The sequence below is a fragment of the Catellatospora bangladeshensis genome, from assembly GCF_016862575.1.
GTDB lineage: Bacteria > Actinomycetota > Actinomycetes > Mycobacteriales > Micromonosporaceae > Catellatospora > Catellatospora bangladeshensis.
The window spans coordinates 132,282-155,543 of the sequence record NZ_BONF01000025.1; the positions used below are offsets into that span (position 1 = coordinate 132,282).

Consider the following 23,262-nt stretch of genomic DNA (forward strand, 5'->3'; position numbering starts at 1 on the left):
GCGGCCACTATCGGCGTGGCCGAGCGAGTAGTGCATCTGTAGCCGGGCTATAGCCGCCCGTGGTCCGATGAGGACCGCCCTCGCGGCGTGACACGGAGGCTCGGACACGTTGTGGCACTTCACACATATTGTTTAGTACGTTTGTACGAAGTGCTCAAGGTCAGCGTCCGGTCGTGGCGGACCGGCCGGAAACGACGATTCCGGTAACGAGCGGCGCGGGGGTACGCTCCCCATCACCAGATGCCCATGCATGGATGCGGCTGCCTTACCGGGCGGCGGCTTCCGTGTGCCGTGAACAGGGGAGACTGCATGTCGGAGCGCATCCACGTCGCGTTCGAGCAACAGGCCGGGACAGCACCGGACCGGGTGGCGGTGATCGCGGGGAGGGTGCGGACGTCATACGGCGACCTCGACGCGCGGGCCGATCGCGTCGCGGCCCGCCTGCGCCGTGCGGGTGCCGCACCTGGCTCGCTGGTCGGGGTGTGCGTGCCCCGCGACGAGCACCTGCTGCCGGCGCTGCTGGGCGTGCTGAAGAGCGGCGCGGCGTACGTGCCGCTCGACCCGGCGTACCCGGCCGAGCGGTTGGCCTTCATCGCCGCCGACACGAACATGTCCCTGGTCGTCACGACCCGCGCCACCCGGCACGCCGCCGCGAGCCTGGCCGCCACCGCGATCGACGTCGACGGCGAGCCGGACGGCGAGGTCGCGGACCGGCCTGCCGACACCGGCAGCCCGGCGGACGCGGCGTACGTCATCTACACGTCCGGCTCCACCGGCCGCCCCAAAGGGGTCGTCGTGGAGCACCGGCAGACCATGAACCTGCTGCGCTGGGAGCAGTCGGCGTACCCCGCCGAGGAGCTGCGCGGCATGCTGGCCACCGCCTCGATCTGCTTCGACCCGTCGATCAGCCAGCTGTTCCTGCCACTGCTCGCGGGCGGCACGGTGATCCTCGCCGACAACGTGCTGGCGCTGCCGTCGCTGCCCGCCCGCGACGAGGTGACAACCGTGTACGGCGTGCCGTCCGCGCTGGCGGCGCTGCTGCGCGAACCGCTGCCGGACGGGGTGCGGGCGGTGTTCGCCGGCGGCGAGCCGCTGACCCGGGCGCTGGTCGACCGCATCTACGCCAACCCCGGCGTCCGCCGGGTGCGCAACCTCTACGGCCCGGCCGAGTGCACCACCACCTGCGCGATCGCCGACGTGGGCCGCGACGAGCCGGGCGAGCCGTCGCTCGGCCACCCGATCGCCGGCGCGGTGTTCACCGTGCGGGACGCGGCGGGCCGCCCGGTGCCCGACGGCGAGCTGGGCGAGCTGTGGATCGGCGGCCCGGTGGTGGCGCGCGGTTACCTCGGGCGGGAGTCGGACGCGTTCGCCGCCGAGCCGGACGGCACGCGTGTCTACCGCTCGGGCGACCTGGTCCGCCGTGACGGCGACGTGCTGCGTTTCGCGGGCCGGGCCGACGACCAGGTCAAGGTCCGCGGTTACCGGGTGGAGCCGGGCGAGGTCGAGGCCGTGCTGGTACGCCATCCCGCGGTGCGCCGGGCCTGCGTGGTCGCCCGGTCCGACGCGGACGGCGCCGCGTACCTGGTCGGGCACGTCGAGGCGGACGGGCTGGACGAGCGTGCGCTGCGCGGCTGGCTGGCGGAGCGGGTGCCCGAACACCTGGTGCCGACCCGGTTCCGGGTGACCGGGCGGCTGCCGCTCAATCCGAACGGCAAGATCGACAAGGCGGCGCTGCCGGAGGTGGCCGCCCGCCGGGACATCGCGGTGCCGTATGTCGCGCCGCGCACCCCCGCCGAGGCGAGGGTCGCCGAGCTGGCCGGTGAGGTGCTCGCCCTGCCGCCGGTCGGCGTGCTGGACCGCTTCGGCGATCTGGGCGGGCACTCGCTCACCGCCGCCCGGCTGTGCGCGCTGGCCGGGCGCGAGTTCGGCGTCACGGTGCCGCTGGCCGCCTTCCTCGCCGAACCCACTGCCGCCGCGCTGGCCGCCCTGGTCACCGTGGGCGCGGGTGGCGCCGGAGGCACGGACGGCCAGGCGAACCCTGGTGGCCTGGCAGGCACGGGCGCGTTCGCAGGGAAGGCCGGGACTTCCGGAACGGCCGGGCCACGGTCCGGCGCGGCCGCGCTCGCACCCGTCGGTACCGCTGAGCACCCGGTGCGGCGCACCGGCATGAACCGTTACCCGCTCACCCCGACCCAGCGGGAGCTGTGGACGCTGCGGCAGGTCAGCGGTGTGCCGCAGGTGACCACGGTCGCGTTCCGGGTCCGGCTGACCGGGCCGGTCTCCGCGGACGGGCTGCGCCGGGCGCTGGACGCGCTGGCCGGGCAGCACGAGGTGCTGCGCAGCCGGGTGGTGGAGCGGGACGGCGAGCCGGTCGCGGTCGTGGGCGGGTACGCCGGCGTCCCGGTCACCGAGCACGACCTGCGCGAGCTGCCCCGGGCGCAGCGCGACCAGCGCGCCGCCGAGATCGCGGACGAGGCGACCCGGCACGCGTTCGACCTGGCCGCGCCGGTGCCGCTGCTGCGCGCGGACCTGATCCGGCACACCGCCGAGACGGCTGAGCTGGTGCTGGTCAGCGACCACCTGGCCTGCGACGGGTGGTCGGTAGGCGTGCTGCTCACCGGCCTGGCCGCCGAGCTGGCCGCGCCGGGTTCGGCCGCCGGGCCCGCGGTGCAGGTCGGCGACCTCGCCCTGCGCGCCGGAGCGCAGGCCGGTCAGGCGGCGGCGCAGTGGGCGCAGGAGCTGGCCGGGGCCTCCCCGCCGGGCGACCTGTTCACCGGGCAGGGCGGGTTCCGGGGCGGGCGGCTGACCCGCGCCCTGCCGCAGCCGCTGGTCACCGGTCTCGCCGAGCTGGCCGCGAGCTGCGGCACGAGCCCGTTCACGGCGTACCTCACCGGCCTGGGCCTGCTGCTGACCGGGCTCACCGCCCGTGCGGACGTGCTGGTGGGCGCGGTCGCGGCCCGGCGTGCCGAGCCGGAGCTGGACCGGGTGGTCGGCCCGCTGGTCGACGTGCTGCCGGTGCGGCTGCGGCTGGACGGCGACGCGAGCCTGCGCGACGCGCTGGTCATGGCCGCGGCGACCACGGCCCGCGCGCTGGACCTGCCCCGGCCGTCCACGGAGGACCTGTTCGAGGCGATCGGCACCCAGCCACGCGGCGCGATGCTCACCCCGGTGGTGCTGTCGGCGCAGCCGTCCGGGATGCCGGTGCGCGCCCTGGCCGGGGCGGTGACGCTGGAGCTGCTGGGCGAGCTGGGCTGCGGCGGGGCGCAGAGTCCGCTGACGGTGTACGTCAACGAGACCGTGGACGGCACCGAGCTGCAGTTCGGGTACGACCTCGGCCTGCTCGACGCTGCCGCCGCGGACGCGTTCGCCGACCGGCTGCTGCTGGTGCTCGGCGGGCTGGCCGGCGACCCGGACCGGCCGCTGTCGCAGCTGCCGCTGGTCGGCGACGCCGAGCGGGAGCAGCTGCTGCGCCGTGCCGCCGGACCGGCCCTGGACGCACCGCCGACGGTGGTCGACGCGATCGAGCGCCAGGTCGCGGCGCGGCCGGACGAGATGGCCGTCGCCGGGGCGGCGGGGCAGCTGACGTTTCGGGAGCTGTGGGACCTGTCGACCGAGGTCGCCGGGGTGCTGCGCGGCGCCGGCACCGGCCGGGGCGACGTGGTGGGCGTCTGCCTGCCCCGTGACCACCGGCTGCCCTCGACGCTGCTGGGGGTGTGGCGCGCGGGCGCGGCGTACCTGCCGCTGGAGCCGGAGCTGCCCGCCGAGCGGCTGGCGTGGCTGGCCGCCGACGGCGGCGCGCGGATCGTGCTGTGCCGCAAGTCCACCGCGGAAGCGGCGGCGGCCGTGGCCGGGACACGGGCGCTCGACCTGGACACCGCTCCCCCGGCCGAGCAGGTGGAGCTGGAGCCGGTGCTCGGCGCGGACCTGACCTACCTGCTGTACACGTCCGGCTCGACCGGCACCCCGAAGGGTGTCGCGGTGGCGCAGTCGGGGCTGGCGGCGCTGGCCGCCTCGCTCGGCCGCGAGCCGGGCATCGGCCCCGGCGACCGGATGCTGGCGGTGGCGACGCTCAGCTTCGACACCTCGTGCGCGGAGATCTGGTCCACCCTGTCGGCGGGCGCGTGCTGCGTGGTCGTCGAGCGTGACGCGGCCGTGGACGGGCACCGGCTGGCCGAGCGCATCGGCGCGCACAGGATCACGGTGATGAACGTGCCGCCGACGATGCTGCGTACGCTGCTGGCCGCATGCTGGGCCGGGGCTCCGGGCCTGCGCATCTGGAGCGGCGGCGAGACCCTCGACCCGGCCCTGGCCCGGGACCTGCTCGGCCGGGTCGGCGAGCTGTGGAACGTGTACGGCCCCACCGAGGCGACCGTACTGTCGGCGGCGTTCCGGGTGCACGCGGTGGACGAGACCGTCCCGATCGGGCACGCGATGCCCGGCGAGCGGCTCTACGTGATGGACCCGCTGGGCCGCCTCGCCCCGCCGGGCGCGGCCGGTGAGCTGTGGATCGGCGGCGCGGGACCGGCGCTGGGCTACCACCGCCGCCCGGAGCTGACCGCGGCCGCGTTCGTGCCGGACCCGTACGTGCCGGGTGGGCGCTGCTACCGCACCGGCGACCTGGTGCGCCTGCGCGCCGACGGCGAGCTGGCGTTCTGCGGCCGCCGCGACCACCAGCTGAAGATCCGCGGCTACCGGGTGGAGCTGGGCGAGATCGAGTCGGCGCTGCGGGACCATCCGCTGGTCGCGCACGCGGTCGTGGTCGCGCACGGCCAGGGGGCCGAGGCGCACCTGGTCGGCTACCTGGTGGGCCGGTCGGCGATCACGGGCGAGGAGGCCGCCGCGCACCTGCGCGCCCGGCTGCCCGAGTATCTGGTGCCGCACCGCTGGGTGGTGCTGGACGCGTTCCCGGTCATGCCCAGCGGAAAGGTGGACCTGGCCGCGTTGCCACGGCCGGGAGCCGACCGGCCGCACACACCGCCCGGGTCGGTGATGGAGCAGCTCGTCGCGGAGATCTGGGCGCAGACGCTGAGCGCCGAGCGGATCGGCGCGTTGGACAGCTTCTTCGGCCTGGGCGGCCACTCGCTGGCCGCAACGCGGGTGGCGGGGCGGCTGCGGGACACGCTCGGCTGTGCCGTGCCGGTGCGCCTGCTGTTCGACCATCCGGTGCTGTCGGAGTTCGCCCGGCAGCTGGAGAACCTTGTCATCGCCGAGATCGCGGCCGAGTCCGGCCTCCGGGGGAACTGATATGACCATGACCGACGACACCCTGCGCGCCCTGATGGAGAAGCGGGTGGCCGCGGCGCAGGCCGCCGCCCGCACCACGCCCGGCACCACGATCCCGGCCCGCCGCGATCCGCATGCCCCGCAGCCGCTGTCGGCGGCGCAGCGGCGGCTGTGGTTCAACAGCCAGTTCGAGCACGACCCGGCTATCTACCACGTGCCGCTGGTGCTGCGCCTGTCCGGGCCGCTGGACGGCGACGCGCTGCTCGGAGCGTTGCGCGAGGTCGTGCAGCGGCACGAGGTGCTGCGCAGCGTCATCGCGCACCACGGCGACGAGCCCGTGGCCGTGGCCGGGCCTGCCGGCCGGGTGAGCCTGACCCGCGCGGAGGTCACCGCCGCCGCGCTGGACGCCGCGATCGCCGCCGAGGTCGCCCGGCCGTTCCGGCTGGACGCGGAGCCGCCGCTGCGGGCGCTGCTGCTGCGGCTGTCCGAGCAGGAGCACGTGCTGGTGCTGACGGCGCACCACATCGCCACCGACGCCTGGTCCCAAGACCTGATCATGGACGAGCTGGCGGCGGGGTATGCCGCCGCGCGCGGGCAGGGTGCTCCCCCGGCTCCGGTGCGGCTGCAGTACGCCGACGTAACCGAGTGGGCGCGGGACCGCCCCGGCGGCGATGCAGGGTGGTGGGCCGAACGTCTGGCCGGGCTCGACCCGGTGCTGGCCCTGCCGACGGACCGGCCCTACCCGCCGGTCGCCGAGTGGCGCGCGGGCTACGTGCCGCTCACGCTGCCGCCGGAGCTGTCCCGGCGGGTGCGGGAGGCCGCCCGCGAGGCCGGGGCCACCCCGTTCATGGTGCTGCTGGCCGCCTGGCAGGCGCTGCTGGGCCGGCTGTGCCGCACCGCCGACGTGCCGGTCGGCGTACCCGAGTCGGGGCGGCGGCACCGCGACACCGAGGGCGTCGTCGGCTGCTTCATCAACACCCTGGTCCTGCGCACCGACCTGTCCGGCGACCCGACCGGCCGCGAGCTGCTGGCCCGGGTGCGCGAGACCACCCTGGACGCGTTCGCCCACGCCGACGTGCCGTTCGAGCACGTGGTGGAGGCCGTCGCGCCGCAGCGCAGCACCGCCACCACGCCGCTGTTCCAGTCGATGCTGCTCCTGCTGGACGAGCCGCTGCGCGACCCGGCGCTGCCCGGCGCCGCGGTGACCCGGCTGGACTCGCCGCTGGACACCAACAAGTTCGACCTGTGCCTGTCGCTGACCGGCGGCCCGGACGGCTACACCGGCTTCGTCAGCCACCGGGCGGACCTGCTGGACCGGGCCACCGTGACCCGGTGGGCGCGCTGGTTCACCCGCCTGCTCGACGGCCTGCTGTCCGCCCCGGACCGTCGGGTGTCCGAGCTGGACCTGCTCGACCCGGCCGAGCGGGCCGAGCTGATCGCCTGGGGCACCGGCCCCGAGCTGCCCGCCGGGACGCCCGCCACCGTGCTGGAGGCGGTGCTGGCGCAGGCGGCGGCCCGGCCCGACGCGGTCGCGGTGGACGCCCGCGACGGCAAGCTCAGCTACGGCGAGCTGGCCCGTGACTCGGCGGCCGTCGCGGCGGCGCTGCTGGCGCACGGGGTCGGGCGGGGCACGCCGGTCGGGCTCTGCCTGCGCCGGCACCGGCACCTGCCCGCCGCGCTGGTGGGGGTGATGCGCGCCGGTGCGGCGTACCTGCCGCTGGAGCCGGACCAGCCGGTGGCCCGGCTGCGGCACCAGCTCACCGACGCGGGCGCGGGCGTGGTGCTGGCCGCGGCCGACACCTGGGAGCTGGCGCGGGAGCTGGCCGAGGGCACCGGCGCGGTGCTGCTGGACCTCGCCGACGCGTTGTCGGCCGAGCCCGCCGCGCTGCCCGAGGTCGGCGCTGGCGATCTCGTGTACGTGCTCTACACGTCCGGTTCGACCGGGCGGCCCAAGGGCGTGGAGCTGACCCACGGCAACCTCGCCGCGTACGTCGCCGCCAACTGCGAGCTGCTCCCGGTCACCCCCGATGACGTGATGCTCGGGCTGACCGCGCTGTCGTTCGACGTGGCCGGGCTGGAGCTGTGGGTGGCGCTGACCCGGGGGCTGCGGCTGGCGCTGGTGGAGCGGTGCGACGCCGTGGACGGTCACCTGGTGGCGCGGCGGATCGCCGAGGCCGGGGTGACGGTGCTGACGGCGACGCCGACGACGTTCCGGATGCTGGTCGCGGCGGACTGGCGGGCCCCGGACGTGCGGCTGGTCGCCATCGGCGAGGCCGTCGACCCGGGCCTGGCCCGCGAGCTGCTGGCCCGCACCGGCGAGGTGTGGAACGGCTACGGCCCTACCGAGACCGCGGTGACCTCGACGATGTACCGCGTGACGGCCCCGGTCGGCCCGACCGTGCCGATCGGCACGCCGATGGCCGGGGAACGGGTGTACGTGATGGACGCGGCCGGCCGCCTGGCCCTGCCGGGCACGGTCGGCGAGCTGTGGATCGGCGGGGCCGGGGTGGCGCGCGGCTACCGGGGGCGGCCCGATCTGACCGGGGCGGCGTTCACCGCCGATCCGCTGCGCCCGGACGAGCGCTGCTACCGCACCGGTGATCTGGTGCGCTGGCGCGCCGACGGGCTGCTCGACTTCGTCGGCCGCGACGACGGGCAGGTGAAGGTGCGCGGGCACCGCATCGAGCTGGGCGAGATCGAGGCGCAGCTGCGGGCGGTGCCGGGCGTGGCGCAGGCGGCCGTGACGGTCACCGCCGCGGGTGGGGACGCGCACCTGGTCGGGTACCTGGTGGCGGGGCCGGGGGCGGCCGTGTCCGCGGCGGAGCTGGAGATGCGGCTGCACGCGGTGCTGCCCGATCACATGGTGCCGCGCCGCTGGGCGCTGCTGGACGCGCTGCCGGTCAACGCCTCCGGCAAGCTGGACCGCCGGGCGCTGCCCGAACCGCAGCAGGCGGCGCGTGAGCACGTGCCGCCGCGCACCGAGGCCGAGGAGCTGGTGGCCGACGTGTGGGGCGCGGTGCTGCGCCGCGACGGCCTGTCGGTGCACGACGACTTCTTCGCCCTGGGCGGGCACTCGCTGGCGGCGACGCTGGTGGCCGGGCGGCTGCGCGAGGCGCTGGACCTGCCGGTGCCGGTGCGGCTGCTGTTCGAGCAGCCGGTGCTGGCCGGGTTCGCGGCCGCGCTGGAGGCGCTGCTGCTGGCGGAGGTGGTCCGGTGACGGTCACCGACACCCAGCGCAGCCTGCTGAAGTCGCGCCTGGCCCAGGCCCGGCGCACGGTCGCGGCCCCGGCGGGCATCCCCGCCGGTGACCCGGACCAGCCCGCGCCGCTGTCGCGGGCGCAGGCGCGGCTGTGGTTCCTGCACCAGCTGGAGCCGGACAGCCCCGCCTACCACGTGCCCGCGGCGGTGCGGCTGCGCGGCCCGCTGGACACCGAGGCGCTGACCGCGGCGGTACGCGAACTCGCCGCCCGGCACCACGTGCTGCGTACGACCTTCGCCGACCACGACGGCGAGCCGCTGGCGGTGCTCGGCGACGCGGACCGGGTGCCGGTCGCGGTCGTCGACGCCGACCCGGCCCGGCTGACCGAGCTGCTGCTGGCCTGCCGGGACCGGCTGTTCCGGCTGGACCGGGAGCCGCCGCTGCGGGCCGAGATCTTCCGCCTGGCCCCCGACGAGCATGTGCTGCTGCTGGTCGTGCACCACATCGCCTGCGACGCGTGGTCGCTGGACCTGATGCTGGGCGAGCTGGGCGAGCTCTACGCCGCCCGGGTCACCGGCGGCCCCGCACCGGCCGCGCCGCCGCTGCAGTACGCCGACTTCGCCCGCTGGCAGGCGACCCGCCCCGCGCCGGAGTCCGACCTGGACTGGTGGGCCGGGCAGCTGTCCGGTCTGGAGCCGGTGCTGGACCTGCCGGTGGACCGGCCCAGGCCCGCACTCGCCGACTGGTCGGCCGGGCAGATCCCGGTGGAGCTGCCCGCCGCGCTCGCCGAACGGATCGGCGCGCTGGCCGCGGCGAGTGCGGCGACGCCGTTCATGGTGCTGCTGGCGGCGTGGCAGGCGACGCTGGCCCGGGTGTGCGGCACCGACGACGTCGCCGTGGGGGTGCCGCACGCGGGCCGCCACCATCCCGGCGTGGAGCGGATGGTCGGCTGCTTCATCGGCACGCTGGTGCTGCGCGGCGACCTGTCCGGCGACCCGACCGGCCGTGAGCTGCTGATCCGGGTACGCGAGCGGGCGCTGGACGCGTTCGGGCATGCCGAGACGCCGTTCGAGCGCATCGTGGACCGGCTCCAGCCGGAGCGCAACCTGGCCACCACACCGATCTTCCAGGTGCTGCTGAACGTGCTGGACACCCCGGCCACGCCGCCGAGCCTGCCCGGCGCGGCCGAGCTGGAGCTGCCGATCCGCACCACCAAGTACGACCTGAACCTGGCGCTGTCCAGGACGGACGGCGGCTACCGGGGCGGCCTGCTCTACCGCGCCGACCTGTTCGACGAGGTCACCGCCCGGCGGCTGGCCGGCTGGTTCCGCACGCTGCTGGACGGGCTGGCCGCCGACCCGGACCGGCCGGTCGGCGAGCTGCCGCTGGAGGCGGACCCGGCGGGCGGCCCGGACGGCCCGGAGGCCGGGTACGCCCTGGACCGGCCGCTGCACGAGCTGATCACGCAGCACGCGGTCACCAGCCCGCACGCCGTGGCGGTGGTCGCCGCCGACGGGACGCTGGACTACGCCGAGCTGGACCGGCGCGCCTCGGTCGTCGCCGGGCGGCTGCTGGCGGCCGGGATGCGGCCGGAGGAGCCGGTCGCGGTGCTCACCGAACGCGGCGTCAGCCTGCCGGTCGCGATGCTGGGCGTGCTCCGGGCGGGCGGCGTTTACCTGCCCGTGGACCCGGGCTACCCCGACGGGCGGCTGTCGGGCATCCTCGACACGGCCGGGGTCCGGTTCGTGCTGACCGAGGCCGAGCACGCCGGGCGGGTCCCGGGCCGCGAGGCCCTGGTGGTCGCCGGGCTGACCGGGGAACCCGCCGCGCCCGTGCCGGTGTCCCCGGACCGGCTCGCCTACCTGATCTTCACGTCGGGCTCGACCGGGCAGCCCAAGGGCGTCACCGTCGAGCACCGGCACATCACCCACTACCTGCACGCGGTCCGGGACCGGATCGGGCGGCCGGGCTCGTACGCCCTGGTGTCCACGCACGCCGCCGACCTCGGCCTGACGAACCTGCTCGGCGCGCTCACCACGGGCGCGACGGCGTACCTGGTGGACCGGGAGACCGCCACCGACCCGGGCGCGTTCGCGGCGTACCTGGCCGCGCACCCGGTCGACGCGGTCAAGATGGTGCCCAGCCACCTGGAGCTGCTGGCCGCGCACGGCGACCTCGCCGCGCTGCTCCCGCGGCGGCTGCTGGTCCTGGCCGGCGAGCCGGTCCCGTGGGAGCTGGTGGAGCGGGTCGAGCGGGCCCGGCCGGACCTGGACGTCCAGGTCCACTACGGACCGACGGAGACCACGGTCTCGGTGCTGGGCTGCCGCACCGCCGACATCCCGGCTGCTCAGCGGCACGGCATCGTGCCTATCGGGCTGCCGTTCGCGAACGTGCGCTGCCGGGTGACCGACCCGGCCGGGCGCGAGGTGCCCGCCGGGGTGCCCGGCGAGCTGCGCCTGGGCGGGCCGAGCGTGGCGCGCGGCTACCTGGGCCTGGCCGACGGCCGCTTCGACGGCGGCTGGTACCGCTCCGGCGACCGGGTGCGGGTGAACGCGGCCGGGCTGGTCGAGATCCTGGGCCGGGTCGACGACCAGGTGAAGATCCGCGGCTTCCGGGTGGAGCTCACCGAGGTCGCCACCGCCCTGCGGGAGGTGGCCGGGGTCGGCGAGGCCGTGGTGCTGCCGGTCGGGCAGGCGCACACCCGGCGGCTGGCCGCCTGGATCACGCCCGAGAGTGCCGATCCGGTGCTCGTCCGCGCCGCGCTGCGCGACCGGCTGCCCGACTACATGGTCCCGGCCGCGATCACGCCGCTGGCGGCGCTGCCGCTGACCGCCAACGGCAAGGTGGACCGGGCCGCGCTGCCCGAGCCCGCCCCGCCCGCGGCTGCCAACGGGGTGCCGCCGTCGACCCCGATGGAGCAGCGGGTCGCGGCCGCCTGGGCGCAGGTGCTGGAGTGCGGCGAGTTCGGTGTGGACGACGACTTCTTCGCCCTGGGCGGGGACTCGTTCAAGGCCGTACGGGCGGTGCGCGCCATCGACCCGCAGCTGCGCGTCATCGACCTGTTCACCCGGCCCACCGTGCGTGAGCTGGCGGCGCACCTGGACGGCGGCGCCCGCCCCGGCGGGCTGCTGCACCGGCTGGCCGGTCCGGCCACGGCCGCGCTGACCGTGGTGTGCGTGCCGTACGGTGGTGGCTCGGCGGCCGCGTACGGTCCCTTCGCGACCGAATTGGCGCAACGTATGCCGGACACGGCCGTGCTGGCCGTCGAGCTGCCCGGTCACGACCCGGCCCGCCCGGACGAGCCGCAGCTCCCGCTGCCGGAGCTGATCGACCGCATCGCCGCCGAACTGCCCGCAGGTCCCGTGCTCGTCTACGGGCACTGCGTCGGCTCGGCCGCGGCCACCGAGCTGGCACTACGGCTGGAGGCGGACGGCCGCGAGGTCGCCGGGCTGGTCGTCGGCGGCAGCTTCCCCGCGGCCCGGCTGCCCGGGCGCCTGTCGGCCTGGCTGCACCGGCGCTTCCCGGCGACCTGGTGGACGTCGGACCGGGCGTACCGGGACTTCCTGCGTTCGCTGGGCGGCCTGGACGACGACGAAGGCCTCGACGCGGACGTGATCCTGCGCGGCCTGCGCCACGACGTGGACCAGGCGCAGTCCTGGTTCACGCGCGAGCTGACCCGGCCCGACCGGCGGCGGCTGCGGGCCCCGGTGCTGTGCGCCATCGGCGCCCGCGACCGCTCCACCGAACTCTACGAGGAGCGCTACGCCGAGTGGGGCGCCTTCGCCGACCGGGTCGAGCTGGCCGTGGTGCCCCGCGCGGGCCACTACTTCCTCAAGCACCAGGCGTCGTGGCTGGCCGAACGGGTCGCCGCCGCGGTCGCGGGCTGGCGCGCGGGCAGCCTGCCGCCGCCGGCCGCGGACTCGGTGACCGGCGGCGCGGCCCGCCGTGACCTGCGCGAGTTCTACCTGATGGCGGCCGGTCAGTCGATCTCGCTGATCGGGGCGGCGCTCAGCTCGTTCGCGCTGGGCGTGTGGGCGTATCAGCGAAGCGGCCGGGTGGCCGACTACGCGCTGGTCACCATGCTGGCGCTGCTGCCCGCGATCCTGCTGCTGCCGCTGGGCGGCGCGGTCGCCGACCGGGTGGACCGGCGGCGCGTCATGCTGGCCTGCAACGGGATGGGCGCGCTGATCATGTCCACGATGGTCGCGCTGCTGGCCGTGGACCGGCTCAGCATCGCCGGGGTCGGGGTGCTGGTCGGGCTGCTGTCGGCGGTGACCGCGTTCCACCGGCCGGCATACCTGGCGGCGGTGGCGCAGCTGGTGCCCAAGCCGTATCTGGGTCAGGCCAACGCGCTGGCGAATCTGGGGCCCGGCATCGGCCAGCTGATCGCCCCGCTGGCCGGTGGGGCGCTGATCACGGCGCTGGGCCTGCCCGGGGTCGTGGTGGTGGACGTGCTGTCGCTGCTGGCCGGGTTCGCCACGCTGCTCGCGGTGCGGCTGCCGGACCGGCTGTTCCGGCGGCAGGAGGAGACGTTCACCAGGGCGATCGCGGGCGGCTGGCGCTTCCTGGTCCGGCGGCGGCCGTTCCTGATCATGATCGGGTTCTTCGTGGTGGAGAACTACCTGGCCATGCTCGCCCTCGCGGTCACCGTGCCCACGGTGTACGCCTTCAGCGACGCCACCGGCGTCAGCGTCGTCACCGCCTGCAGCGGCCTCGGCGCGGGACTCGGCGCGCTGGCGATGGTGTTGTGGGGCGGCTCGCAGCGCCGCGCCCTCGGCATGGTCGGCTTCGTCTCCGGTGTCGGCCTCGGCGCGCTGCTGGTGGGCCTGCGCCCGTCGCTGGCGGTGGCGGCCGCAGGCAGCCTCGTCTGGTACGCGTCGCTGACCGTCCTCAACGCCCACTGGCTGGCCCTGATCCAGGTCAAGGTCGGCCTCGACCTGCAGGGCCGGGTCCTGGCCACCAACCAGATGCTCGCCGTCGCCATGACCCCGCTGGCGTTCCTCACCGCACCGCCACTGGCCGAAGCGGTCCAGCCACTGCTGATGCCGGGCGGGGCGCTCGCCACGACGGTCGGGCGGGTGGTCGGCGTGGGTGACGGCCGCGGCAACGCCCTCATCCTGATCGCCTGCGGGCTGGCCCTGGCGATCTGGGGCCTGCTCGGCCTGGCCTACCGGCCGCTGCGCCGGATGGAGGACGACCTGCCCGACGCCGTGACCGGTGCGGAGATCGCCGACAGCCTCGACGAGGTCCAGGCCGCCGCCGACCGCCTGGCGACCGCGAGCGCCCGCTGACCCCACCCCGCCGCCGTCGGGACCGCGGCGCGGCCGGGCCGCCCGGAGAGCACGTCCGGGCGGCCCGGTGCCGCTCACGCCGGGTAGGGGGACGCTTCGCGAGCTGCCCGGAGCGCGCCCGACCACCAGGCGAGCTGGTCGAGCATGGTCTTGGCGTACCCGGCGGGCTCGTCGGACAGCGGGCGCCCGTCCCGCCAAGCGGTGAAGTAGTTCGGGAAGGCCAGCCCGTCGCGGATGGTGACCGCGTGCAGTTCGCTGAACACGTTCTCCAGGTGCAGCACCGCGTGCCGGCCCCCGGCCCCGCCGCCGTAGCTGACGAACGCCACCGGCTTGGCCGCCCACTGGGTGAAGTGCCAGTCGATGGCGGCCTTCAGCGCGGCCGGGTAGCTGTGGTTGTACTCCGGGGTCACCACGATGAACCCGTCGGCGGCCTCCAGCGCCGCGGTCAGGGCGGCCATCCCGGCCGGGCGCGGGTAGTCGGCACCGGCCAGCTTCGGCGGCATCGCGGGTAGCGCCAGCGGCAGCTCCACCTCCGCGAGGTCGACGACCTCCACCTCGAAGCCGCCGTGTGATCGGGCCTGCTCGGCGACCCATGATGCGACGACGGGCCCGAACCGGCCCTCCCGGACGCTTCCGACGATGACGGCCAGCCTGTGCTTGCTCTCGTTTTCCATGAGCACCACCCTGCGCGCCCGCCGCGGCCGCAACCAGACCGCGCTCAGGCTGGCCCCAGCAGGGCCAGGCTGTGCCCGCCGCCCCGCCATAGACTTCCCCGCGTGGGATCACCGTTGGGAGACTTCGTCCGGGCCAGGCGCGACAGCATCCAGCCGGAGCAGCTCGGACTGCCCGACCACGGCCGCCGCCGCGCGCCGGGGCTGCGCCGCTCGGACCTGGCCACCCGCGCCGGCATCAGCGTGGAGTACCTGACCCGCATCGAGCAGGGCCGCGACCGCAACCCGTCGCTGTCCGTGGTCAACGCGATCGCCGACGCGCTCAGCCTCAGCATCGCCGACCGCACCCACCTGCACCACCTCGCGAAAATCACCGGCGGCGCGTGTGCGGGGATGCGCCGACCCGCCCCGCCGGACCGGACCGTGCGGCCCGGCGCCCTCGCGGCGCTGCGCCTGCTGGAGCCCGGCATCGCCGTCCTCACCAACGGCCTGGGCGACGTGCTCGCCCACACCACCGGCTTCGCCCTGCTCACCGCCGGATCGGGCCTGCTCGACGCGGACGCGCCGAACCTCACCCGCTACGTCTTCACCGACCCGCGAGCGCGCTCGTTCTTCCCCGACTGGGACGCCGTCGCCGACGAGCAGGCCTTCGCCCTGTGGACCGGCCCGTCCCGGGACGCCGTCGAGTGGTTCTCCACCGACCTTGCCCACACCGCCGGACCGGAGTTCACCCGGCGCCTGCACCTGCACACCCCGCCACCCGCCGGAACCCTGCGTATCCACCATCCCTCGGGCCACGACCTACGCCTGGACCGCGAGAACCTGGACCTGTCCGCCGACGCCCAGCGCGTCACCCTCTACCTGCCCGCCGACGAAGCCACCGCCGACACTCTCGCCCGGCTGCAGGCCGACGAACCCCGCACTCCGCATCTGCGCCTCGTCGCCTAGTAGGCGGTGTCCCGAAGCCGTGGTCCGGGTGGCGACTCGTCGGCGGTGAGGTCGGGGCGGGTACGAGACGAGGTGCTACCGTCGCCGTTCACCCGGGAACCTGGAGCGCACCGCCATGAAGTACACCGTCTCGATCGAGATCGCGCTGCCGCGGGAGCGGGTGGCCCAGCTGCTCGCCGACCCGGCACACCTGCCCATGTGGCTGCGGGGCCTGGTGCTGCACGAGCCGCTGAACGGGGCGCACGGACAGGTCGGCACCAGGTCACGGGTCGTGCTCCAGATGGGGCAGCAGAGGATCGAGGCCACCGAGACCATCACCCGCCGCGAACCGGCCGACCTGCACGGGATCCCGAAGGACAGCGTCGTTCACTTCGAGCGCGAGATCGTCAGCCAGGGCATGTGGAGCGCCGCACGCGAACGGCTGACCGAGACCGGTCCGGAGACGACGCTCTGGACGAGCGAGAACGAGTACCGGTTCAGCGGCCTGCTCATGCGGCTGGTCGGCCTGCTGATGCCCGGCTCCTTCCGCAAGCAGTCGCTACAGCACATGCAGGACTTCAAAGCATTCGCCGAACACGGCAAGGACGTCCGCCGAGCGAAGATCTGATCCCGCGCCCGCCCCGCCCCGCCCCGCCACCAAGGCGCGCCGATCTTGCGCGAACTGTGGGTGCGACACGCCCACATCGCCCATAAGGGCAACACTTCGCGCAAGATCGACACGATCATGGAGGGCGCAGCTCAGCGGGCGCGGCGATGATCGCCGTCTCGTGTCACATCCTGCGGCCCAGCCCCACAATCCGACACGAAACCGCGATCATGGCGCGGGGTGCGGGGACGCGCAGGGTGGGCACCGTGGCGCGGCGGCGCGGGGATCGTGCGGCGGCTGGTCAGCGGGGCGCGGGGTCGAAGAGGCAGAGGGCGACGGTGGCGTCGTCGTGGCGCTTGTGGCGGGGGCGGGAGTAGCCGTCGGCATCGGCGGTCTCCGCCTGGCGGACCTGGCGGATCAGCTCCACCGGCCCGTCGGCGGTGAGGACGTCCAGCAGCCCGGCCCAGTCGTAGAGGCCGAACAGGTCGACCGCGCACGAGGCGCCGTCGGTCAGCAGCGCCGCGCGCCGTATGGCCCGGGGGCCGCGCAGGGGCAGCCGCCCGGTCACCGCCTGTGCCGCCGCGGCGGGATCGGCCGCGGCGACCCAGTAACCGCCGGGCGTGTTGGTGAGCTCCTGCTTGCGGAGGGCGGCCGTGAGCTGCCGGGCACGGTGCACGGCGGAGCCGACGGACACGTCGCCCGCGAGCGCCTCCCTGCGGATCTGCTCGTACACCCGGTCGAACCGGTCGTCGACGACCGCGAACGTCTCGGCTCCGACGTCGGCCACGAGCGGGCTGTCACACAGGACCAGGTATTCCAGCTCGGTGCCGGTGTCGCGGACGAGGCAGGCGGTCGCGGCAGGCGTGCTCGGGTTGGCCAGGTCGCACCCGGGATGCTCGCGGGCGACCCGTTCGATGGCGGTGGCCAGCAGGTCCGGCAGCGTGGCGGCGAGCGCCGCGTCGGCGGCCTCGCTGAGCCGCGCCACGAGCCGGCGGGTGTACCAGGCCGGGCCGTGCGCGCAGCCGGTGTCCAGGTCCGGGTGGGCCGAGACGCCGTCGAGCACGCCGACCAGGGCACCGTGGTGGAAGACCTGGTCCTCGTTGGGGCGGCCGGGTGCGGCCTCCGTCGCCGTGATGACCCGCATCAGCTCCACCTCGCCTGTTCCGTCGCCGCGGACCCACCTTAGCGATCAAGGCCGAACATGCGCGGCGGCGTACCCATCGGGAAACGCAACCAAAGGTTGCACGTGCCAGGGGACCGCGGTAACGTGATACGCAACCAAAGGTTGCGAAAGGCTGTGCAGCATGGAGTACGGAACCATCGAGCGCGACATCCACGTCGACGCCAAGCCCGAAGTGGTCTTCGAGGTCATCAGCCGCCCCGAGCACATGCGCGAGTGGTGGCCCGACGACGCCCGCTACGAGCCCGTCGCGGGCGCGGAGGGCGAGCTGGTCTGGCACAACGCGGAGACCGGCGAGACGTCGACCGTCGAGTTCGCCGTCGAGGAGGTGGACCCGCCGAAGCGGTTCTCCTTCCGGTGGTGCTTCGCCGAGCCCGCGCGGCAGGGACCGTCGCTGCTGGTCACGTTCGACCTGGTCCCGGCCGGGGCGGGCACGCTGGTCCGGATGACCGAGTCCGGCTTCCGCGAGATGGGCTGGGAGATCGCGGTCCTGGAGGAGAACTACCGCGACCACGTCAGCGGGTGGGACCACTACGTCCCGCGCCTGGCCGCCTACATAGGCCGGCTGGTCGGCACCCCATGAGCACCGCGGTCGACGACGAGCTGTGGTCGGCCATCGGCGACCCGATCCGCCGCACGATGATCGACCTGCTGCTGGCGGGCGGGCCGGGCACGGCCACGTCGCTGAGCGAGCGGCTGCCGGTGACCCGGCAGGCCGTGGCCAAGCACCTGGCGGTGCTGGACCGGGTCGGGCTGGTGCACGCCACGCCCGCCGGGCGCGAGCGCCACTTCCAGGTGGACGAGGCGCAGCTGGCCCGTGCCGTCGCGCAGCTGTCGGCGGTCGGCGCGAGCTGGGACGCCCGCCTGCGCCGGATCAAGCGGATCGCCGAGGCGATCCAGCGCAACCTCGATGAGAACACGGGAGGAGATTGAGATGGTGGACATCCTGCACCAGGTCGGCGTGACCGCGCCGCTGGACGAGGTGTACCGGGCGGTCAGCACGCCGGAGGGCCTGGCCGGCTGGTGGACGGTCGACACGACCGGCAAGAGCGAGGTCGGCGAGCAGCTGGCCTTCCGCTTCGGCGAGCTGGGCGGCTTCGACATGGAGGTGCTCGCCCTCGACCCGGCCGGGCACGTGCGGTGGAAGGTCGTCGACGGCCCGCCGGAGTGGATCGGCACCGAGGTCGACTGGCGGCTCAAGCAGCGCGGCGCGTACACGAACGTGCTGTTCAAGCATGAGGGCTGGCGGGAGCCGGTCGAGTTCATGCACCACTGCAGCACCAAGTGGGCGACGTTCCTGCTCAGCCTGAAGGAGCTGGTGGAGACGGGCCGCGGCCGTCCCTCGCCGGACGACGTGAAGATCGACGACTGGAACTGACGGCTCCGCCGGATCGTCCGGCCCGTCGGCACACGGGGAGCGCGCGCTTCACGGAACGCGCGGGTGCCGAGCGGGTCGGGCGATGTTCAGCGGTGCACGATCTGGATGACCTCCTGGCCGAGGTTGACGACCTCGATCTCCTCGACCTGGGGCGAGGTGTCCACGGTCTCGACCAGCTCCGACGGCTCGACGCGCGCCGGCAGGGTGCGCCACTTGTCGGTGGGGACGCGCTGCTCTGTCGCTTCCATGACTGGATCCTACCGACCGCGGCAAGGGTCCGGTCAGTGTGCGAGGCGGGTGTACGCCCCCATGTGGTACAGCAGCGGCTCGCCGGGCCGGTGCTCGGCGCTGACCGGGCGTCCGATCACGACGATGTGGTCGCCGACGGGGATGCGCTCGACGATCTCGCAGGTCAGCGTGGCGAGGACGCCGTGCAGCAGCGGCACGCCGTAGGGGCCCTGCCGCCAGGTGCGGGTGTCGGCGAAGCGGTCGGCGCCGCGGGTGGCGAACGTGCGCGCGAGCTGCTCCTGCTCGGCGGCGAGCACGTGCACGGCGACGTGGCGCGCCCGCTCGACGGCCGGGCCGCTGCTGGCGTCCCGGTCGATGCAGAACGAGACGAGCTGCGGCCGCAGCGACACCGAGGTGAAGGTGGTCGCAGTGAACCCGGCGGGGCCGGGGGCGGTGACCACCGTGACGCTGGTGGCGTGGTGGCGCAGCGTGCCGAGGTAGTGGTGCAGCTCGATGCCGGTGACGGCGGACGCCGCGGGCTGGGCGGTGAGCGTCATGGCGGCGCCTCTCGGGTCGGGGTGGGCGAGGGCGTCGCCGGTGAGGTCGGCCCGGCACTCGTCACCTGACGCTAGCAGCCCGGGTGCGCGCAGTCACCATATCCTACTGAACTTGTAGGCTATATCACTGGTGGCTGGACCAGGTCGCGAACATGCCCGCGTAGCGGCCCTCCGCGGCCAGCAGCTCGGTGTGCGATCCGATCTCGACGATGCCGGTCTCGTCGAGCACCACGATCCGGTCCGCGCGCATCGCGGTGGACAGCCGGTGCGCGATCAGCAGCGCGGTCCGCCCCTCCAGCAGCTGGTCCAGTGCCTGCTCGACCCGCAGCTCCGAGCGCAGGTCCAGGTTGGACGTGGCCTCGTCGAGCACCACGACGCGGGGCCGGGCCAGGAACGCCCGTGCCAGCGCCAGCAGCTGCCGCTGGCCCGACGACACGGACTGGCCGCGCTCGTGCAGCGGCGCGTCGAGCCCCGCCGGGGTGCGCTCGACCAGCTCACGCAGCCCCACCGCGTCGACGGCCGCCCAGATCTCCGCGTCGTCGGCGTCCGGCCGGGCGAAGGCGATGTTGTCGCGGATCGACCCGGCGAACATGAACGGCTCCTGGGGCACCACCCCGATCTGGCGGCGCAGCGACGTCAGGCTCACCTCCCGCAGGTCGTAGCCGTCGATGAGGACCCGACCGGAGTCCGGGTCGTGCAGCCGGGTGACGAGCTTGGCCAGCGTCGATTTGCCCGCCCCGGTCGGCCCCACGCACGCGATGGTCTCCCCCGGCTCGATACGCAGGGTGATGTCGCGCAGCACCGGCCGGGCCGGGTCGTAGCCGAACGTGACGTGCTCGAACGTGATCCCGCCCGCGACCGGCGGCAGGGTGAGCGGATCGGCGCGCTCGGGCACCGCGGGCGCGAGCGCCAGCAGCCCGCGCAGCTTGCTCACCGCCGCGCGGCTCTGCTGGTAGTTGGTGTAGAGCTGCACCAGCTGCTGCACCGGGGCGAAGAACGCGTTGAGGTACAGCACGAACGCCGTCAGCACGCCCACGGTCAGCTCCCCGCGCAGCACTATGTGCCCGCCCACCAGCAGCAGCGCGGCCATGCCGAGCATGCCGATGACCGAGGTGCCCGGCCCGTAGATCGCGCTGATGTGGCCGGTGAAGTCGTTGGCGTCGCGGTAGCGGCCGACGACGGTGCGGTGCTGGGCGATGTTGCGGTCCTGGCGGTGGTACGCGGTGACCACGCGGACGCCGTGCAGGCTCTCGGCGAGGTCGGTGAACATGGCCGCGATGGTGTCGCGCTGGCGGGCGTAGCCGACGTCGGAGGCGCGCCGGAACCACAGCGACGCGGCGAACAGCGCGGGCACGACCAGCAGCAGCGTGATCGCGGCCAGCCCGGCGTCGTAGTGGATCAGCACGGCGGTGACCACGACCATGGTCAGGCCCTGCACCGCGAACTGGGCCAGGCCCTCCTGGAGCAGCTGCTGCAGCGACTCCACGTCCGACGACATCCGGGTCATGATGACGCCGGCCTTCTCGTTGGTGTAGTAGTCCATGGACAGCCGCTGCAGGTGGGTGAAGACGCGGACCCGCAGGTCGCGCATGCCGTCGGCGGCCAGGCGGCCGGTCTGGCGCATGCGCGCGGTGGTGGCCGCCCAGCCCGCGAGCACGGCCGCCACGAACGCCCCCGCCGACCACAGCAGCACCGGCAGGTCGCGGGCGACGATGCCGTGGTCGATGCCGACCTGCACCAGGTACGGCCCCGCCTGCAGCAGCAGGGTCTCGGCCAGCACCGTGGCGCACGCGGCGGCGAACAGCCCGCGGCGGCGGGTGAGCAGCCCGAGCATGCTCAGCTGCGGCTCGCCGCCGGGCCCGTGGCCGAAGCGGTCGGGCGGGGTGCCGTGGTCGGGTTCGCTGTCCTCCAGCCGCCGTACACCCGCCGCCAGCTCGTCCGGGATGCCCGCGAACGGCAACCCTGTGGCGCCGTCGCGGCGCGCGCCCCGCCCCGCGCCCACGGCCGACAGCCCGCCCATCGGCCCCGACCCGGGACCGCCGCCCGGCCCGCCGAACCCGCCGCCGAACATGCTCATGCGGCCACCCCCTGGTCGATGCCACTGTCCACGCGGTCACGGCCGGACTGCATGGTGGCCAGCACCTCGGTGTAGCGGGGCTCGCCGGCCACCAGCTCGGCATGGGCGCCCTGCGCCGCGACGCGGCCGTCCTCGATCAGCACCACCGTGTCGGCCAGGGCGATCGTGGACAGCCGGTGCGCGACGATGATCGTGGTCCGCCCGTGCAGCAGGCCGCGCAGGGCGTCGTGGATGCGCTGCTCGACGTGGACGTCCACCGCGCTGGTGGCGTCGTCGAGCACCAGCACCGGCGGGTTGACCAGCAGCGCGCGGGCGATCGCGACGCGCTGGCGCTGCCCGCCGGACAGGGTGTAGCCGCGCTCGCCGATGACGGTGTCGTAGCCGTCGGGCAGGGCGCGAACGAATCCGTCGGCCCCGGCGGCCTCGGCGGCGGCCATCACCTCGGCCAGGCTCGCGTCGGGGCGGCCGAAGGCGATGTTGTCGCGGATGGACACCGAGAACAGGAACGGCTCGTCTGGCACGATCCCGACCTGGTCGCGCAGCGTGTCCAGGGCGTAGTCGCGCACGTCGCGGCCGTCCAGGCGCACCGCGCCGGCGGTGGCGTCGTAGTAGCGGGCCAGCAGCTTGGCGACGGTCGACTTGCCGCTGCCGGTGCGGCCCACCACCGCGACCGTGGTGCCCGCGGGGATGCGCAGGTCCAGCCCGCGCAGCGCGACGGTGCCGTCGGGGTACGCGAAGTCGACCCCCGCGAACTCGATGTCCCCGCGGATGCCGGTGCGGACCGGGTCGGCGCGTTCGGCGATCTCGCTGCCGGTGTCGAGCACCTCGTAGATGCGCTGGGCGGAGGCGGCGGCCCGCTGGCCCATCATGATCATCATGCCGAGCATGCGGAACGGCGGCTGGAGCATGAGCACGTACGAGTTGAACGCGACGATCGCGCCGACGGAGGCGTGCCCCTCGATCGCCATCCAGCCCCCGCACAGCAGCACCATCGCCAGGCCCAGCCGGGGCAGGTTCTCCAGGGTGGGCGACCATCGGCTGCGGATGAACGCGTCGCGCCGGTAGGCCCAGCGCACCCGGTCGGCCGCCGACGCCAGCGCCGTCACCTGCCGCTGCTCCCCAGCGAACGCCTTGACGATGCGCACCCCGTTGATCGCTTCATCGACGACCGTGGCGACCTGAGCCAGCCGGGACTGGATCAGCCACGACACCGGGAAGATGGCCTTGCGCATCCATACGCCCATCAGCGCGATCACCGGCATGGTGGCCATCGCGACCACCGCCAGCAGCGGGTCGATCGACACCATCAGGGCGAACGCGAACACCGCGATCAGGCACTGCACCAGGATCGACGGCCCGAACGCCAGGTACATCTGCACTGCCCGGATGTCCGAACTGGACCGCGACATCAGCTCGCCGGTCTGCACCCGGTCGTAGAAGCCGTACGGCATCCGGATCAGGTGCGCGTACATGATGTTGCGCAGGTCGTACTCGATCTCGTAGGCGGTGCGCAGCAGGTAGCGCCGGGCCAGGTAGTTGACGAAGCCCTGCGCCACGGCCAGCCCCGCCAGCCACCACACGTACCGGTCCAGCCCGGCGGTCCGGGCGACGAGCGCGTCGTCGATGCCCAGGCGCAGCACGTTGGGGATCTGCACCTGCACCAGCAGGCCGACCAGCGACAGGGCCAGCGACGTCAGCAGCAGCCCTTTGTGCGCCAGCACCACCGGCAGCGCGCGCCGCAGCCATGACCTGCTGCTCTGGTCGGGATCGATCGTCGACTTGGGGGCGCGGTAGAGCGGTGGCGCGGACATCACACTCCAGGGATGAGCGGATGGACGGGCGGACATCCACGATGGCACGCCGCCCGGCCCGCGGTAACCGTAGCGGCTGTTCAGTCACGAAGTAGCCCCCTCGGCGCACTTTT

At 74.6% G+C, this 23,262-nt stretch carries 14 protein-coding genes; 8 read left to right on the forward strand and 6 right to left on the reverse strand.

Going from position 1 to position 23,262, the window contains the following annotated elements; translation table 11 throughout:
* Nucleotides 1-309 precede the first annotated feature (309 nt).
* From Cba03nite_RS21085 to Cba03nite_RS21095, 3 genes are read left to right on the forward strand one after another with little or no spacing between them, the layout of a single operon-like run.
* A complete protein-coding gene (locus Cba03nite_RS21085) occupies nucleotides 310-5,244 on the forward strand; it encodes a non-ribosomal peptide synthetase (RefSeq protein WP_203748846.1) in 4,935 nt (1,644 codons plus the stop codon).
* A gap of 1 nt (nucleotide 5,245) precedes the next feature.
* The gene (locus Cba03nite_RS21090; protein WP_203748849.1) at nucleotides 5,246-8,440 is read left to right on the forward strand and encodes a non-ribosomal peptide synthetase; all 3,195 of its coding nucleotides are present in this window, start codon (nucleotides 5,246-5,248) and stop codon (nucleotides 8,438-8,440) included.
* The gene (locus tag Cba03nite_RS21095; RefSeq protein ID WP_203748852.1) at nucleotides 8,437-13,713 is read left to right on the forward strand and encodes a non-ribosomal peptide synthetase/MFS transporter; all 5,277 of its coding nucleotides are present in this window, start codon (nucleotides 8,437-8,439) and stop codon (nucleotides 13,711-13,713) included. Before Cba03nite_RS21090 ends, Cba03nite_RS21095 begins: the two co-directional genes overlap by 4 nt.
* A gap of 74 nt (nucleotides 13,714-13,787) precedes the next feature.
* Here Cba03nite_RS21095 and Cba03nite_RS21100 read toward each other — a convergent pair whose 3' ends face one another.
* Nucleotides 13,788-14,387 carry an NADPH-dependent FMN reductase gene (locus tag Cba03nite_RS21100; RefSeq protein ID WP_203748854.1) on the reverse strand — a complete coding sequence of 200 codons (600 nt, stop codon included), beginning with the start codon at nucleotides 14,385-14,387 and terminating at the stop codon, nucleotides 13,788-13,790.
* Nucleotides 14,388-14,489: 102 nt separating this feature from the next.
* Between Cba03nite_RS21100 and Cba03nite_RS21105 the strand changes: the two genes are divergently transcribed.
* Both Cba03nite_RS21105 and Cba03nite_RS21110 read left to right on the forward strand, forming a co-directional pair.
* The gene (locus Cba03nite_RS21105) at nucleotides 14,490-15,332 is read left to right on the forward strand and encodes a helix-turn-helix domain-containing protein (RefSeq protein ID WP_203748856.1); all 843 of its coding nucleotides are present in this window, start codon (nucleotides 14,490-14,492) and stop codon (nucleotides 15,330-15,332) included.
* Between the two features lie 115 nt (nucleotides 15,333-15,447).
* Nucleotides 15,448-15,939 (forward strand): SRPBCC family protein, encoded by a 492-nt coding sequence (locus tag Cba03nite_RS21110; RefSeq protein WP_203748858.1) that lies wholly within the window; start codon nucleotides 15,448-15,450, stop codon nucleotides 15,937-15,939.
* Nucleotides 15,940-16,219: 280 nt separating this feature from the next.
* On the opposite strand, the gene Cba03nite_RS21115 is transcribed toward Cba03nite_RS21110, so the two are convergent.
* Nucleotides 16,220-17,062 (reverse strand): hypothetical protein, encoded by an 843-nt coding sequence (locus tag Cba03nite_RS21115; protein ID WP_203748860.1) that lies wholly within the window; start codon nucleotides 17,060-17,062, stop codon nucleotides 16,220-16,222.
* A 160-nt stretch (nucleotides 17,063-17,222) separates the two neighbouring features.
* Here Cba03nite_RS21115 and Cba03nite_RS21120 point away from each other — a divergent pair, with 160 nt between their 5' ends.
* Genes Cba03nite_RS21120 through Cba03nite_RS21130 form a run of 3 tightly spaced genes read left to right on the forward strand, consistent with a single transcriptional unit; the run spans nucleotide 17,223 to nucleotide 18,476 of the window.
* Nucleotides 17,223-17,681 (forward strand): SRPBCC family protein, encoded by a 459-nt coding sequence (locus Cba03nite_RS21120; RefSeq protein ID WP_203748862.1) that lies wholly within the window; start codon nucleotides 17,223-17,225, stop codon nucleotides 17,679-17,681.
* Nucleotides 17,678-18,031, forward strand: a complete 354-nt coding sequence (locus Cba03nite_RS21125; protein WP_203748864.1) for an ArsR/SmtB family transcription factor — start codon at nucleotides 17,678-17,680, stop codon at nucleotides 18,029-18,031. Before Cba03nite_RS21120 ends, Cba03nite_RS21125 begins: the two co-directional genes overlap by 4 nt.
* Nucleotide 18,032: 1 nt before the next feature.
* Nucleotides 18,033-18,476, forward strand: a complete 444-nt coding sequence (locus tag Cba03nite_RS21130; protein ID WP_203748866.1) for an SRPBCC family protein — start codon at nucleotides 18,033-18,035, stop codon at nucleotides 18,474-18,476.
* A gap of 86 nt (nucleotides 18,477-18,562) precedes the next feature.
* On the opposite strand, the gene Cba03nite_RS21135 is transcribed toward Cba03nite_RS21130, so the two are convergent.
* The 4 genes from Cba03nite_RS21135 to Cba03nite_RS21150 form a co-directional block, all read right to left on the reverse strand.
* Nucleotides 18,563-18,724, reverse strand: a complete 162-nt coding sequence (locus Cba03nite_RS21135) for a hypothetical protein (RefSeq protein ID WP_203748868.1) — start codon at nucleotides 18,722-18,724, stop codon at nucleotides 18,563-18,565.
* 33 nt (nucleotides 18,725-18,757) lie between these two features.
* Complete coding sequence (locus Cba03nite_RS21140) at nucleotides 18,758-19,261, reverse strand: flavin reductase family protein (protein ID WP_203748870.1); 504 nt, start codon at nucleotides 19,259-19,261, stop codon at nucleotides 18,758-18,760.
* A gap of 124 nt (nucleotides 19,262-19,385) precedes the next feature.
* Complete coding sequence (locus tag Cba03nite_RS21145; protein WP_203748872.1) at nucleotides 19,386-21,338, reverse strand: ABC transporter ATP-binding protein; 1,953 nt, start codon at nucleotides 21,336-21,338, stop codon at nucleotides 19,386-19,388.
* Nucleotides 21,335-23,149 (reverse strand): ABC transporter ATP-binding protein, encoded by a 1,815-nt coding sequence (locus tag Cba03nite_RS21150; RefSeq protein WP_203748874.1) that lies wholly within the window; start codon nucleotides 23,147-23,149, stop codon nucleotides 21,335-21,337. The genes Cba03nite_RS21145 and Cba03nite_RS21150 overlap by 4 nt, the downstream gene beginning before the upstream one ends.
* Nucleotides 23,150-23,262 lie beyond the last annotated feature (113 nt).

Coding starts and splice junctions, on each gene's coding strand:
- Cba03nite_RS21085 (WP_203748846.1), top strand. CDS start 310: ATGTCGGAGCGCATCCACGTCGCGTTCGAGCAACAGGCCGGGACAGCA.
- Cba03nite_RS21090 (WP_203748849.1), top strand. CDS start 5,246: ATGACCATGACCGACGACACCCTGCGCGCCCTGATGGAGAAGCGGGTG.
- Cba03nite_RS21100 (WP_203748854.1), bottom strand. CDS start 14,387: ATGGAAAACGAGAGCAAGCACAGGCTGGCCGTCATCGTCGGAAGCGTC.
- Cba03nite_RS21110 (WP_203748858.1), top strand. CDS start 15,448: ATGAAGTACACCGTCTCGATCGAGATCGCGCTGCCGCGGGAGCGGGTG.
- Cba03nite_RS21115 (WP_203748860.1), bottom strand. CDS start 17,062: ATGCGGGTCATCACGGCGACGGAGGCCGCACCCGGCCGCCCCAACGAG.
- Cba03nite_RS21120 (WP_203748862.1), top strand. CDS start 17,223: ATGGAGTACGGAACCATCGAGCGCGACATCCACGTCGACGCCAAGCCC.
- Cba03nite_RS21125 (WP_203748864.1), top strand. CDS start 17,678: ATGAGCACCGCGGTCGACGACGAGCTGTGGTCGGCCATCGGCGACCCG.
- Cba03nite_RS21130 (WP_203748866.1), top strand. CDS start 18,033: ATGGTGGACATCCTGCACCAGGTCGGCGTGACCGCGCCGCTGGACGAG.
- Cba03nite_RS21135 (WP_203748868.1), bottom strand. CDS start 18,724: ATGGAAGCGACAGAGCAGCGCGTCCCCACCGACAAGTGGCGCACCCTG.
- Cba03nite_RS21140 (WP_203748870.1), bottom strand. CDS start 19,261: ATGACGCTCACCGCCCAGCCCGCGGCGTCCGCCGTCACCGGCATCGAG.
- Cba03nite_RS21145 (WP_203748872.1), bottom strand. CDS start 21,338: ATGAGCATGTTCGGCGGCGGGTTCGGCGGGCCGGGCGGCGGTCCCGGG.
- Cba03nite_RS21150 (WP_203748874.1), bottom strand. CDS start 23,149: ATGTCCGCGCCACCGCTCTACCGCGCCCCCAAGTCGACGATCGATCCC.